The organism is Streptomyces sp. NPDC000229, assembly GCF_040300825.1.
Classification (GTDB): domain Bacteria; phylum Actinomycetota; class Actinomycetes; order Streptomycetales; family Streptomycetaceae; genus Streptomyces.
Genome location: NZ_JBEPEL010000015.1, coordinates 19,704 through 32,861, shown reverse-complemented (window position 1 = coordinate 32,861; position 13,158 = coordinate 19,704). Strand labels below are relative to the sequence as shown.

At 72.8% G+C, this 13,158-nt stretch carries 12 protein-coding genes and 1 pseudogene; 10 read left to right on the top strand and 3 right to left on the bottom strand.

The window, feature by feature from the left end:
* Positions 1 to 502: 502 nt before the first annotated feature.
* The 3 genes and pseudogenes from ABT360_RS11050 to ABT360_RS11040 all read left to right on the top strand — a co-directional run.
* Complete coding sequence (locus ABT360_RS11050) at positions 503 to 1,735, top strand: helix-turn-helix domain-containing protein (protein ID WP_351813723.1); 1,233 nt, start codon at positions 503 to 505, stop codon at positions 1,733 to 1,735.
* Between the two features lie 250 nt (positions 1,736 to 1,985).
* The gene (locus ABT360_RS11045) at positions 1,986 to 2,246 is read left to right on the top strand and encodes a hypothetical protein (RefSeq protein ID WP_351813721.1); all 261 of its coding nucleotides are present in this window, start codon (positions 1,986 to 1,988) and stop codon (positions 2,244 to 2,246) included.
* A gap of 158 nt (positions 2,247 to 2,404) precedes the next feature.
* Positions 2,405 to 3,186: pseudogene (locus ABT360_RS11040) on the top strand (MFS transporter); the annotation flags it as partial.
* A 133-nt stretch (positions 3,187 to 3,319) separates the two neighbouring features.
* On the opposite strand, the gene ABT360_RS11035 reads toward ABT360_RS11040, so the two are convergent.
* Positions 3,320 to 3,799 carry a YchJ family protein gene (locus ABT360_RS11035; RefSeq protein ID WP_444852214.1) on the bottom strand — a complete coding sequence of 160 codons (480 nt, stop codon included), beginning with the start codon at positions 3,797 to 3,799 and terminating at the stop codon, positions 3,320 to 3,322.
* Positions 3,800 to 3,928: 129 nt separating this feature from the next.
* On the opposite strand from ABT360_RS11035, the gene tgmA reads away from it, so the two are divergent.
* The 5 genes from tgmA to ABT360_RS11010 all read left to right on the top strand — a co-directional run bounded on the left by tgmA (position 3,929) and on the right by ABT360_RS11010 (position 10,293).
* Positions 3,929 to 4,123 (top strand): putative ATP-grasp-modified RiPP, encoded by a 195-nt coding sequence (gene tgmA / locus ABT360_RS11030; RefSeq protein WP_351813719.1) that lies wholly within the window; start codon positions 3,929 to 3,931, stop codon positions 4,121 to 4,123.
* A 23-nt stretch (positions 4,124 to 4,146) separates the two neighbouring features.
* The gene (gene tgmB / locus ABT360_RS11025; RefSeq protein ID WP_351813718.1) at positions 4,147 to 5,082 is read left to right on the top strand and encodes an ATP-grasp ribosomal peptide maturase; all 936 of its coding nucleotides are present in this window, start codon (positions 4,147 to 4,149) and stop codon (positions 5,080 to 5,082) included.
* A gap of 134 nt (positions 5,083 to 5,216) precedes the next feature.
* The gene (locus ABT360_RS11020; RefSeq protein ID WP_351813715.1) at positions 5,217 to 7,001 is read left to right on the top strand and encodes a hydroxysqualene dehydroxylase; all 1,785 of its coding nucleotides are present in this window, start codon (positions 5,217 to 5,219) and stop codon (positions 6,999 to 7,001) included.
* 19 nt (positions 7,002 to 7,020) lie between these two features.
* Positions 7,021 to 8,343, top strand: coding sequence for a 6-phospho-beta-glucosidase (locus ABT360_RS11015; protein ID WP_351813713.1), 1,323 nt, complete (start codon positions 7,021 to 7,023; stop codon positions 8,341 to 8,343).
* A gap of 57 nt (positions 8,344 to 8,400) precedes the next feature.
* The gene (locus ABT360_RS11010; RefSeq protein ID WP_351813711.1) at positions 8,401 to 10,293 is read left to right on the top strand and encodes a M64 family metallopeptidase; all 1,893 of its coding nucleotides are present in this window, start codon (positions 8,401 to 8,403) and stop codon (positions 10,291 to 10,293) included.
* A gap of 131 nt (positions 10,294 to 10,424) precedes the next feature.
* On the opposite strand, the gene ABT360_RS11005 is transcribed toward ABT360_RS11010, so the two are convergent.
* Entirely contained in the window at positions 10,425 to 10,670 is a 246-nt protein-coding gene (locus ABT360_RS11005; protein ID WP_351813709.1) for a DUF397 domain-containing protein, read from the bottom strand.
* Positions 10,671 to 11,534, bottom strand: a complete 864-nt coding sequence (locus ABT360_RS11000) for a helix-turn-helix domain-containing protein (protein ID WP_351813707.1) — start codon at positions 11,532 to 11,534, stop codon at positions 10,671 to 10,673. It abuts the gene before it with no gap.
* Positions 11,535 to 11,748: 214 nt separating this feature from the next.
* On the opposite strand from ABT360_RS11000, the gene ABT360_RS10995 reads away from it, so the two are divergent.
* Positions 11,749 to 12,195, top strand: coding sequence for an ATP-binding protein (locus tag ABT360_RS10995; protein ID WP_351813705.1), 447 nt, complete (start codon positions 11,749 to 11,751; stop codon positions 12,193 to 12,195).
* 5 nt (positions 12,196 to 12,200) lie between these two features.
* On the top strand, positions 12,201 to 12,626 hold the full coding sequence (locus tag ABT360_RS10990; protein WP_444852217.1) for a hypothetical protein: 426 nt from the start codon (positions 12,201 to 12,203) through the stop codon (positions 12,624 to 12,626).
* The last annotated feature ends 532 nt before the right edge of the window (positions 12,627 to 13,158 follow it).

The window sequence follows — 13,158 nt, the reverse complement described above, 5'->3', positions numbered from 1 at the left end:
GGGGATGGGGCGTACCTGATGACCGCTCTCCGCCGACGCGTACACGGCTCTTACGCCTCGGAGAAAAGCGGTAGCGGCTCAATTCACGGAACGCGGGGCCTGTTTCGGACGGCCACCAGGTCGAGCACCTTGCGCGATTGACGCTACGAGCGAGTAACCGGGCACGCAATACTCGACCGTAAGTTTTCCCCGACACTCTTACCGATGGGTATTTTCTTGTCGCCCGGGCAACAGATCACTGGGGCTTCTTATGCGGAAGTGAGCACTCCCGCCCCGTGGTCCCCGTACCAGCCGCCCTCCGGAGGCGGTGACGGTCGGGCTTCGGCCAGATCCGTGCGCCGTGCCCGCGCCCCAGGTCGGAACTGATGCGCCCTCGGCGGCACTTGGTCTATGTTCGGCTCCCCACGAAGTGTCACCTCCGTCCGCGTGGGAGCGCTTCCCCCACGCGCCCCGCACACCACCTCCCCCACCGGCACGCCCGGAGAAGGAGGGGCCACCCGCCATGCCCCGCATCACCACCCAGCCGTCGGACGCGGGCGAGCCACTGGGGCCGCTCCCCCAGGAGTTCGCCGCCATCATCCGGCCCGAACTGCCGAGCCTCATCAAGGAGATAGGCCTCGAGGTCACTCGCGCCTACCCCGAGTACGCCCGGCTCCTCAGCGGCCCGTACGCCCAGGCGATCCGCCTCGGCGTCGAGCAGAACATCTCCGTCTTCGTCGACCAGGTCGCCTCCCCCTCGGCTCCCACGACCCTGCGCGACGAGATGTGCCGCCGGTTCGGCCGTTTCGAGGCGTACGAGGGGCGCAGCCTGGAGACCCTGCAAGGGGCCTACCGCCTGGGCGCGCGGGTCGCGCTGCGGCGCGCCAAGAAGGTCGGCCGCCGCTACCACCTCTCCCCCACCCTGATGCTCAGCTTCGCCGACGCGCTGTTCGCCTACGTCGACGAGCTGGAGGCCCTGTCCCGCGAGGGCTATCTGCAAGTCCGGGCGGAGACCGTCGAACAGACCGAGGCGTTACGCAGGCGGCTCCTGCACCTCGTTCTCGCAGGGCCGCCCGTACCGCGCACCGCCGTCGCCGAGTTGGCCGAGCAGACCGGCTGGCCGTTGCCCGACCGGGTCACGCCGATCGCCCTGCGCTCCCCCGCACGGCTCTCCCCCTCCGGGAAACTCGACAACGATGTCCTGATCGACCTGAGCACCCCTCAGCCGCTTCTCCTCCTCCCCGGCGCGCCGGACGACGGGCGAAGACGCGCACTGGAGGCGGCGCTCCCCTCGACCCGGGCCGCCGTCGGCCTCACCGTCCCCACCTCTTCCGCCGCCGACTCGCTGCGCTGGGCCCGCCGCGTGCTGGAGTTGATCGACGCGGGCGTCATCGAGGACGCCCCGCTCACCTACTGCGCCGACCATCTGATCACCCTCTGGCTCATGGCCGACCCCGCCCTCGTGGACCAGCTCGCCGAGCGTGAACTCGCCCCGCTCGCCGGGCTCACCCCCACCCGCCGCGACCGGCTCGTCGAGACCTTGCGCATCTGGCTGGACACCCGCGGCACCGCCGCGCAGATGGGTGAACTGCTCGACGTCCACCCCCAGACCGTCCGCTACCGGATGCGCAACCTGGAAGCCCGCTTCGGCGGCCGGCTCGCCGACCCGCGGTCCAGGTTCGCGACCGAGGCGGTACTGCGGGCACTGCACCTGCGACGCGACACGGCAACCGGCGGACGGCACACCGGCGGCTGAACATCCTGCGACAGCGGGTCCGGCACGACGGCCAGGCCCGTACGACAGGGGGCCCGGTGGGACGCCGGTCCCGTACGGCCCCAGACCCGTACGACACCGCGTCCGCGACAAAAATCATGGCCTCCGGGGCAAACGGTTGCAGCACAGATACAAACCCTTGGGGAAAACGCGAACCTGATGCTGTACCCATGGAGGGAGCACAGCAAACAGACAGCTGCCACAAGCAGGCTCAAGCAGTGAAGGACTCCACGTGACCGCGTCGCCCCTCGTCCCCGTCCCGATCCCCGACCGGGTCGCCGCCCTCATCGGGTCGTGCATGCCGATCGGCATCCTGCAGGCGGAGATCGACGCCGAGTGCGCGGCGCGCGAGGTGTACCGGTTCCGCGCACCCCTGTGCACGGAGGACCAGGCGGACCGCGAGCACGCGCTGGCGGCGCTGGCCAGGGCGAACAAGGTGCTCGGCGCGTACAACCCGGGCCTCCTGCTGCGGCCGGGTGCGGCGTGGCACTGAGCGCGTCACCCCGGGGCGGCGCGGCCGGGCGCGGGGTCCCGGGGCGAACCGCGCGGGCCCCCGTGGCGGCCCTTCGGACGTCCGTGCGAGCGTAGCTCCGTGATCACTGTCGACAAGCCGACGCCGCCCGACCGGGACGCCTGGGAGGCGCTCTTCGGGTGTTCGGCACGATCTACGCGAACGCGCTGGCGCCCCATCTTCAGGAGGGCGTGGCAGGGCGGCGGCGGTCGCCGGGGCACCGGACGCCTCGGTGCTGGCGCGGGCGGCGCAGAGCCCGGCCGGGGTGCACGCGTTGCCGGCGGACCAGGCCGCGCCGGTCATCGAGGCTTACGCGGACACGCTGCACACCGTGTTCCTGTGGACGGTGCCGGTGGCGGCCGTCGGGTTCGTGGTGGCGCTGTTCCTGAAGCAGGTGAAGCTGCGCGACACGGCGAGGGCGACGGCGCCCGACATGGGCGAGGGTTTCTCCTCACCGGTGGCGACCGCGGACTCGGCGCAGCTCCTGGAGCTGTCGGTGGGCAGGCTGCTGCGCCGGACGGACCCGGACACGGTGCGGCAGGTGGTCGCCGCGTCCGACACGCGACTGGACCCGGCGGGCGCGTGGGCGGTGATGCAGGTGGAGCTGCTGACCCGGCTGGTCGGGCACGCGAGCCTCGGCCTGATCGCGGCACGCCGCCGACTGCCACCGGAGGTGCTGGTGCCGGTGTTCGACCGGATGGTCGAGGAGGGGTATCTGACCCGGGACGGTCACCTGTTCTCACACACCGGGGCGGGGGCGCGCGAGGCCCGGGTGATCAGCGAGGCGTGGGGGGAATGGCTGGCCGGGCAGGTCGAGCGGGAGTCCGGCCGCCCCAGCGGTCCGGAGCTGCGGGCGGCGGTGGACGCGATCGCGAAGCGGCTGCTGGCGGAGGACCTGGCGGCGGCGATGCCCGGTCGGTGAGGGCGACCAGCCGGTGAGGCGCCTGAACGGTGAGGGACCCAGCCGGTGAGGCGGCAGGCCGGTGAGGCGCCTGGACGGTGAGGCGGCAGGCCGGTGGGGCGACCAGCCGATGAGCCCACCAGCCCGTGATGGGCTAGTCGGCGAAGGTCCCGTCCACGTACACCCAGGCGCCGTCGGCCTTCTCGAAGCGGCTTCGCTCGCGCAGCGCGCCCTGCTCGCCCCGGTGGGTGTAGCGGGCGACGAAGGTGACCGTGCCGCTGGTGTGGAACAGGGTGCCGTCGGTGGTGTCGGCGATCTCCAGGCCGGTCCAGCGCATGGCCGGGTCGAAGTCGACGCTCCGGGGGCGGGTGGCCGGCGCCCAGGTGCGCAGCAGGTACGGCTCGTCGCGGACGACGAAGGCGCTGTAGCGGGAACGCATCAGGGCTTCGGCGGTCGGGGCGAGAGCCTCACCCGTGTGAAACCGGCCACAACAGGCTCCGTAGGCGGCGGGCAGCCCGCAGGGGCACGGGGCCTCGGCGGCGACCGCCGGCATGGGCTGCTCGGAGGCGGCGGACCGGGCGTTACGGGAGGTCGGACGGGTGGCGGGGCGGCGGGCGGCGGTGCGTCGGGGCATGGGTCCATTCTGCCGGTCGGTGGCGGGGGTGCGGCCGGGTGTCCGTATTGCAGCGGAGAGTAGTGAGATCCCTACACATTGGCCGCGTACCGTCACATGTACCGAAGTTGACGAGTGATGGAGGGGATCATGCAGCCGTTCGCGTGCAGCTACGCGCGTCCGCAGAAGGCTTCGGAGGACGTCACCGCTCTCTACACGTACGACCCGGCGCTCCAGCTGAACGTCCTGCCGGACGGGCGTCCGGCGATCAGCGATCGCGCGCTGGTCCTGGCCGCCGGTACGACCACGTCCACCGCCGGCTCCCAGACGCATTTCGACGACTGAGTGGCCCGGCCGGGCGAACGCTGATGACCGTACTGATCCTGACGAGCCCTCAGGACGTCACGGCCGACATGGTGGTGGCCGAGCTGCACGAGCGGGGTGTGCCGCTCGTGCGGCTGGATCCCGCCGATCTGCCCGGTGGGGCCGATCTGTCGGCCGAGTACGTCCACGGGGACTTCCACTGCTACCTCTCGGCGCAGGGGCGCATGGTCAGCTCCCGGGCCCTGCGCTCCATCTGGGTGCGCAGGCCGGGCGAGCCGGCGGCGCACGCGCCCGGGGCGTCGGCGTGGCTCGGTGCCGAGACCGGACAGGCGCTGTACGGGATGCTGTACTCGACCACGGCGCGCTGGATGAATCACCCTCGGCAGGCGGCGCAGGCCCGGTACAAGCCCTGGCAGTTGCGCCTCGCGCACCACAGCGGTTTCGCCGTGCCGCCCACCCTCATCACGACGTTCCCTCGGGTCGCCGAGGAGTTCGCCGCGCGGTACGAGCGGGTCGTGGTCAAGTCCCTGTCGGGGCCGCCGCGCACGGAGCCGCCGGTCGCGCTGCCCACCACGCTGGTGGAGCCGGGCGCCGACTTCGCGGGGGTCGCGGCCGGGCCGACGCTGTTCCAGGGGTACGTGCCCAAGCGGGCGGACGTCCGGCTGACGTGCGTCGGCCTGCGGTTGTTCGCCGCCCGCAAGGCCGCCGCCGAGGGGCAGGTCGACGGGCGCTTCGGTGACACCGGGCACTCCTGGGAGCCGGCGGAGGTGCCGGACCGGATCGTCCGGGCGGTCCGGGAGTACATGGACCTGGCGGGTCTGGCGTACGCCGCGTTCGACTTCGCCGAGGACGCCGAGGGGCTGTGGTGGTTCCTGGAGTGCAACCAGGGCGGGCAGTTCGGCTTCGTGGAGCTGGAGACCGGCCAGCCGATCGCCGGGGCGGTCGCCTCCTGGCTGGGAGCTCCGCCCGCACACCTCTGATCGCGGCCCGGTGGAAACCGGCCATTGTGGGGGCCGTCGCGCCAAGAGGGACGCGCGGTGGTTCCGGGTCGGGCGGGTCGGCCCTATGCTCCTGCGACCGACGAGACGTTACCGCGGGTAAAGGGTGGGTGGGCATGGACCGTACGGGTACGACGCGACGCACCTTCATGGCGGGCGCCACCGCCGTCACCGGGGCGGTCGGGGTGGGCGCCCTGCCTGCCCCTGCCGCCGCCGCGGCCCCTCCCGCCGCGGACACGGCCCCACCGCCCTCCGTGGCGGTGCTCGGCGGCGGGGTCGCCGGGCTCACCGCCGCGCACGAGCTCGCCGAGCGCGGTTTCCGCGTCACCGTCTACGAGCGCCGCGCGCTCGGCGGCAAGGCGCGCAGCATGGACGTGCCCGGCAGTGCCAGGGGCGGGCGCAGACCGCTGCCCGCCGAGCACGGCTTCCGTTTCATCCCGGGCATCTACCACAACCTCCCCGACACGATGCGGCGCATCCCCTTCCCCGGCAACCCGCGGGGCGTCTTCGACAACTTGATCGCGCCGCGCGAGATGATGTTCGCCCGCACGGGCCGCGAGGACCTGCGGATGCCCATCCCCTGGCCCGGCCACCAGCCGGAGCGGCTCACGCTCGACGAGATCCGCCGCGCCCTGACCGCGCTCGTCGAAACGGCCACCGGGCTGCCCCTCCACGAGGCCGCGTACTTCGTCAACCGGGTGCTCGTCTTCCTGACCAGCTGCGACGAGCGGCGCGACACGGTGTGGGAGCGCACGCCGTGGTGGGTCTTCACCCGCGCGGCGCGGATGTCGGAGACGTACCAGCGGATCCTCGCCATCGGCGTCACCCGCAACATCGTGGCCACCAAGGCGGAGGAGGCCAGTACCCGTACGGTCGGCACGCTCGGCGAGGCGTTCGTCTTCAACGCGCTCGGCCGCGGCGCGGACGGCCCGCCGGACCGGATCCTCGACGCGCCCACCAACGAGGCGTGGATCGACCCGTGGGAGGCCCACCTGCGGTCCCTGGGCGTCGAGTTCCGGATCGGCTGGACCCTGCGCGAGGTGCTGTACGGCGACGGTCACGTCACCGGCGCGCTGGTCGAGAACCCCGACGGCGTACGCACCACCGTCACCGCCGACCACTACGTCTGCGCGCTGCCGGTCGAGCACGCGCGGCGCACCTGGGGCGCGGCGCTGCGTGCGGCGGACCCGCAGCTGGCGCGGTGCGACAAGCTCCGGACGGACTGGATGACGGGCATCCAGTTCTATCTGACCGAGCGCCCGCCCATGGTGCACGGCCATGTCAACTGCATCGACTCGCCCTGGTCGTTGACGGCGATCGCCCAGGCCGAGCACTGGCGGGAGCGGGACTTTCCCGCCGACTACGGTGACGGGGTGGCCGTGGACTGCCTGTCCGTGGACATCTCGGAGTGGGACAAGCCGGGGATCCTGTACGGGAGGACCGCGAAGCAGTGCACGCGCGAGCAGGTGGCCCGCGAGGTGTGGGCGCAGCTCAAGGCGGCCCTCAATGACACCGGCCGTACGGTGCTCAAGGACGCCGCCCTGCACTCCTGGTTCCTGGACCCGGGGGTGGACGGCCTCGGCACGCCGAACCCCACCAACGAGGACGAGTTGCTGATCCATCCGGTCGGCACGTTCCACCACCGCCCCTCGGCGGCCACGGCGGTCCCCAACTTCTTCCTGGCGGGCGACTACGTGTCGGTCGACATCGACCTGGCGACGATGGAGGGCGCCAACGCCGCCGCCCGCCAGGCCGTCAACGCGCTGCTGGACCGGACCGGTTCGGACGCCGCTCGGTGCGCCGTGAAGCCGCTTTTCCGGGCCCCGGAGATCGAAGCGCTCAAGCGGCACGACCGCACCCGTTACCGGCTGGGGCTGCGCAACGCGCTCGACCTGGGGTGATCCGAGTAGCGTGACGGTCATGAAGCTGACGATTCTGGGTGGCGGCGGGTTCCGGGTGCCGCTGGTGTACCGGGCGCTGCTGGGTGACCGTGCGGAGGGCAGGGTCACCCGGGTGACGCTGCACGACGTGGACGCGGACCGGCTCCGGGCGATCGGCGGGGTGCTGGCCGAACAGGCCCGGGACGTGCCGGACGCGCCGGCGGTCACGACCACCACCGACCTCGGCGAGGCGCTGCGGGGCGCGGACTTCGTGTTCTCGGCGATCCGCGTCGGGGGCCTGGCCGGGCGGGCGGCCGACGAGAGGGTGGCGCTGGCCGAGGGGGTGCTCGGGCAGGAGACGGTGGGTGCGGGCGGTATCGCGTACGGGCTGCGTACGGTCCCGGTGGCGATGTCGATCGCCCGGCGGATCGCGGAGGTCGCCCCCGACGCCTGGGTCATCAACTTCACCAACCCGGCCGGGCTCGTGACGGAGGCGATGTCGCGGATCCTGGGCGACCGGGTGATCGGCATCTGCGACTCGCCCGTGGGCCTGGGGCGGCGGGTGGCACGGCTGCTGGGCGCGGATCCGGACGAGGCGTGGTTCGACTACGTGGGCCTGAACCATCTGGGCTGGCTGCGGGGCGTGCGGGTGGCGGGGCGGGACGAGCTGCCCCGGCTGCTGGCGGACGCGGAGGCGCTGGGCTCCTTCGAGGAGGGCAAGCTGTTCGGCGCGGAGTGGCTGCGCTCGCTGGGCGCCATCCCCAACGAGTACCTGCACTACTACTACTTCAACCGGGAGGCGGTACGGGCCTACCGGGAGGCCGGGCGGACCCGTGGCGCGTATCTGCGCGAGCAGCAGACCGCGTTCTACGGCTCGCCCTCCCTGGAGACCTGGCACGCCACGCTCGCCGAGCGGGAGGCCACCTACATGGCGGCCAACCGGGAGGCGGCCGGCGTCGGGGACCGGGCCGAGGAGGACCTGGAGTCGGGCGGCTACGAGAAGGTCGCCCTGGCGCTGATGCGGGCCATCGCCCGCGACGAGCGCACCACCCTCATCCTGAACGTCCGCAACCGCACCACCCTGTCGGTGCTGGACACGGACGCGGTCATCGAGGTGCCCTGCTTCGTCGACGCGAACGGCGCCCATCCGGTGTCGGTGTCGCCGCTCCCGTACCACGCGGTGGGACTGGTGACGGCGGTCAAGGCGGTCGAACGCGAGGTGCTGGCGGCGGCGGAGGGCGGGTCGCGGCAGGCGGCCGTGAAGGCCTTCGCCCTGCACCCGCTGGTCGACTCGGTGTCGGTGGCGCGACGGCTCCTGGACGCCTACGTGAACGAGCACCCGGGGCTGGCCTATCTGGTGTAACAGTGGCCAACAGCGGTGTCTTTACGGCACGTTGGCCGCACCGTACGCTCCGGCCCCATGGTTGCCCAACGCCTTGGACGAGCCGCCGCGCTGATCGGCGCGGCCTCCCTTCTCACCACCGCTCTGGTGGGCTCCGGACCGGCCACCGCCGGGGAGCGCCCGCCGGTCACCGAGTCCGCCACCGTCGTCCCCGTACAGACCACGGGCCCCGCCGACAAGCGGTTCAACCTGGTCCTGCTCGGGGACGGCTACACCGCCGAACAGCTCCCGGAGTTCCGGGCGGACGTCGACAAGCACCTCAACGTGCTGTGGAGCATCGAGCCGTTCGCCTCCTACCGCTCGTACATCAACGTGTGGGCCGTCGAGGTCCCCTCCCCCGAGTCGGGCGTCGACTGCGACCCCGGCCTGGACGCGCCGCGTCGCGACACACCGCTCGGGATGGGCTTCTGGAACGGCTGCGACGCGAACAGCGTGCAGCGGCTGCTGACCGTGGACAGCGGCGCGGCGAACGCGCTCGCCGACCTCGTCCCCGGCTCGACGGCCGCCAACCGCCAGATCGTCGCCCTCGCCAACAGCGACACCTACGGCGGCGCGGGCGGCACGTACGCCACCGCGTCCGGCGGCAACGCCCTGTCGTCCCTCATCACGCCGCACGAGATCGGCCACTCGCTGGGCAAGCTCCAGGACGAGTACGACTACTACGGGCGCGGCGTCCCCGGGGGTGCGTACGAGGGCGGTGAGCCCTCGTCCGCGCACCACACCGTGCTCACCGAGCGGCAGATGAAGGACCAGCGGGCCAAGTGGTGGCGCTGGCTGGGCGAGGAGAGCGAGTCCGGCGGTGTCATCGGGCGGTACGAGGGCGGGCTCTACAGCACCAAGGGGGTGTGGCGGCCCAGTCGGCATTCCCTCATGAAGACCCTCGGGTACGCCTTCGACCAGGTGGGGCGCGAGGCGATGGTCCAGGCGATCTCGTCGAAGGTGAACCTGGTGCAGGGCCACACGCCGAACGGCGCGCCGATCGGCGCCGACCGGACGGTGTGGGTGGACACTCTGCACCCCCTGGGCGGGGAGCTGGACGTGGTGTGGCGGCTGGACGGGCGCCCCGTGCGGTCGACGGGCGGTGCCCGCACGGTCGACCTGCGGCGGCTGGACGTGCCGCGCGGCAGGCACACGCTGACGGCGACGGTCACCGATCCGACGCCGTTCGTGCGGGACCCGGCGGTACGCGGATCGGCGGGGCTGACCCGTACGGTGACGTGGACGGTCGACACGTCGGTGGCGACGCGGCCGGTGTCCGTGGCGCCGGAGTTCACCGGCCACACGGCCACCGACGCGCCCGTCGGCGCCCGGTCGGTGGTGTACGCCGACACCACGCACCCGGTCGACCGGACGCTCGCCGTCCGGTGGCGCCTGGACGGGCGGCCGGTGGTGAACCCGGGCAATGACCGTGACCTGGACCTGTCGGCGCTGCGGCTGCGCCCCGGCACCACGCACACGCTGACCGCCCGGATCGCGGGCACCGACCGCGAGCTGCGCTGGACGGTCGACGCGACGGCCGCCACGGCCTCGTACGAGCTGTCGAAGCCGCTGCGCACGGTGCACCGCCCGGGGCGGCCGGTGGAGTACGTGTACGACGGCGCGTTCACGATGCGGCTGACCGCGCGGGACGACCAGGACGGGTACGTGGTCAGCCAGTTCCGGGTGAACGGCGACGGCTGGTACACCTACTACGGCTGGCCGACGGACGCCGACGCGCCGTTCCGGTTCACCCCGGGCGGCACGGAGATCGACGGTCTGGTGTACGGGAAGCTCGGCACCCCGCGCGTGGTGCCGTGGGACGACGCGACACCGGAGTACGGCACGCACACCGTGGAGTACCGGACGATCGACTCGGCCGGGAACACCGGCCCCGCGAAGAGGTTCCTCGTGACCCTGGTGCCCCAGCGGTAGGGGCGGCTGTTCGCCGGGCTCCGGACACCGGAGCCCGGCCGGTGGTCCCGGCCCGGCCGTCGGTCGTCCCCGGTGGTCGCCCCCGCCCCCGGGGGCCCGGTCGTCCGCACGGGCCGGACGGGGGCGGGGACTCAGGTGAGCAGGAAGTCGGCCTTGCCCGACTTGGCGCCCTGGATGAACGCGGCGATCTCCTTGTGGCTGTAGATGAGCGCGGGGCCGTCGGGGTCGGCCGACTGGCGGACCGCGACCCGGCCGTCGGACAGCTTCATCGCCTCGATGCAGTTGCCGCCGTTGCCACCGCTCCACGGCTTGTGCCAGCCGTCGGCCCCGAGCTCGGCGGCGGGCATGCCGTTGTATATGCGCTTCGCGCTATCCATTCACAGCTCCTTGCGGAAATCCTTGAGGATTTCCTTCGTACGTTGCGCGGTGGCGGCCTGGGCGGCCATGCGGTCCATGACCTCGAGGTGCGAGGCCACCTCGGGGCGCGCGTCGAGATAGACCGCACCGGTCAGGTATTCGCTGTAGACCATGTCCGGGAGTTCGGGCACGGCGAAGCGGAACAGGACGAACGGCCCGTAGGTGCCGGGATGGTGGCCGGTGGCGAACTCGGCGACCTGGAGGGTGATGTTCGGCAGCTCGGCGGCCTCCAGCAGCCGGTCGATCTGCGCCCGCATGACGGCGGGACCGCTGCCCACGGGGCGGCGCAGCACCGTCTCGTCCATGATCACCCAGAATTTCGGCGCGTCGGGGCGGGTGAGCAGGGACTGCCGTTCCATCCGGAGGGCGACGTGGCGTTCGATGTCGTCGTGCGCGACCTGGCCGACGGCGCCGCCGCGCAGGATCGCCCGGGCGTACTCCTCCGTCTGGAGGAGCCCGGGCACGAACTGCGGTTCGTAGGCCCGGATGATGCTCGCGGCGCCTTCCAGGCTGACGTACATGCTGAACCAGCCCGGCAGGACGTCGTGGAAACGCTGCCACCAGCCGGGCCTGTTGGCGTCCTCAGCCAGCCGGACGAAGCTGTCCGCCTCGTCGGCGGACACACCGTACGCCTGGAGCAGCAGCTGTACGTAGGGGATCTTCAGCGCGACTTCCGCGGTCTCCATCCTGCGGATCGTGGCCGGGGCCACACGGAGCACCTTGGCGGCCTCTTCCCGCTTCAGGCCCGCCCGTTCCCGCAGATCCTGCAGACGCTTGCCGAGTACGACCTGTCCCACGGTGGGGGCGGACCGCGGCTCGCTCACTTAAGACCTCCCCACGCGCTGTTTCGATGAGTGTGCCATGTGACGGCCAGAGAGAACACCGCACTCTGCAATTTTCAGAGTGCCACTTGCCAAGTGTCCGAGTCGGGAGGAAAGTATTCCGGTGAACCAGTTGGTGAACCAGTTCACGCGGCTGCCGCGCTCTGCCACGGGAGAGGCGACGTACGGCGCCGCTCCCCCATGTGAGGAATCGGTCGTGGCTCCTGGTAATGCGCTCACCCCCCGGCTCATGGCCCCACGACCCCCGATCTCCGCCGATGTCCGCCGCTTCTCGTTCGAACTTCCCGCGCGCGCGGAATCGGTCGCCAGAGCCAGACACCTCGTCGAGGAACGACTGGTGCTGTGGGAGGTGGACGGCACGGTGTGCGAGGCGGTGACGCTGGTGGTCTCCGAGCTCGTCACCAATGCCGTGGTGCACACGGCGAGCTGCCGCGTGGTCTGCGAACTGCGGGACTGCGGCGCGCAGTTGCGCGTCTCGGTCCAGGACGAGGGGTGCCCGGCGGCCGCGCCGCGGCTGCGGCGTGGCTCCCCTGAGGAGGGCGGCCGGGGACTGCTGCTCGTGGACGCCGTCAGCAGCGCGTGGGGCGCGCACGACGCGCGGCACGGGGCGGGGCGCGTTGTCTGGGCGGAGCTGGCGTGCTGAGGACGATGGCCACGCTGCTGTCGGCGCGTGGCCGGCGGGTGCCGGGGCCGGTCCGGCACAGCGACCCCGACGGGGAGGTGCGGCTGGCGCTTCCGCCGTCGCTCCCGGCGGCGCTGGGCTGCGACGCGGTGGGGGTGCCGGCGCGGTACGGCTTCCGGCTGCTGTCGCGGCTGCCCGGCAACGGGTGCGTGTTCGCCGACACGGACTGGTGGTGGTGGATCGTCCCGGCCGGCTCGGACGCCGATCTGCGCTGGCCGCTGCCCTCCTGCTACGCGGCGGACGCGTACGTCCCGGACCGGCGGCCCCGGCTGATCCACCAGCCGGACACGACGTCGCCGTACACCCCGCCCATCCCGCTGTACCTCATGATCTGCCAGCTCACCGGGGTCGCCCCCGCCTGGAGCGTCCCAGGCGTCGGCACCCCCCTCTGACCCACCTGACCGCTGTGGCCACTCGGCCACGGCGGCCGGCTCGCGCGGCCCCGGCTGGGGGGCGGGGTCGCGCGAGCCGCGGGTGCGGCCACCCCCTCCGGGGCGGTTCCGCCATGCGTCCGCCCCCGTTCCCGGGCAGCCCGTCGAGGAGGCGCCGCCTCCCACGTACCCGCCCGGCCCCGGGCGGCGCTGCGGGGGCGGAACCTCTGCACCTGAAGCCGTGACGCCCGGCGCGGCTCCCCCAGCCCACCGCGGCTCCCCGAGCCCGCCGCGCCCCGGCCACGTGTCCGGTCCGCCGGGCGGGGGCCATGAGGTGAGACGCTCGCCGCCCGGGCCCGCGGGCGCCGGGTGCCATGAGCGGACGTGCACCTGCGGGTGCCCCGCGCCGGGGGCGCTCCACCCGCGGGGGTGCGGCGCACCCGCCCGAGGCCGCCCGCACAGAGCCGGCGACCGAGCCGGTGCGGGGCGCGAGCACCTGAACCACGCCTCCGGCCCCGGTGCGCGAACCCGCCGGGAGCCGCCCGGCGCGGGG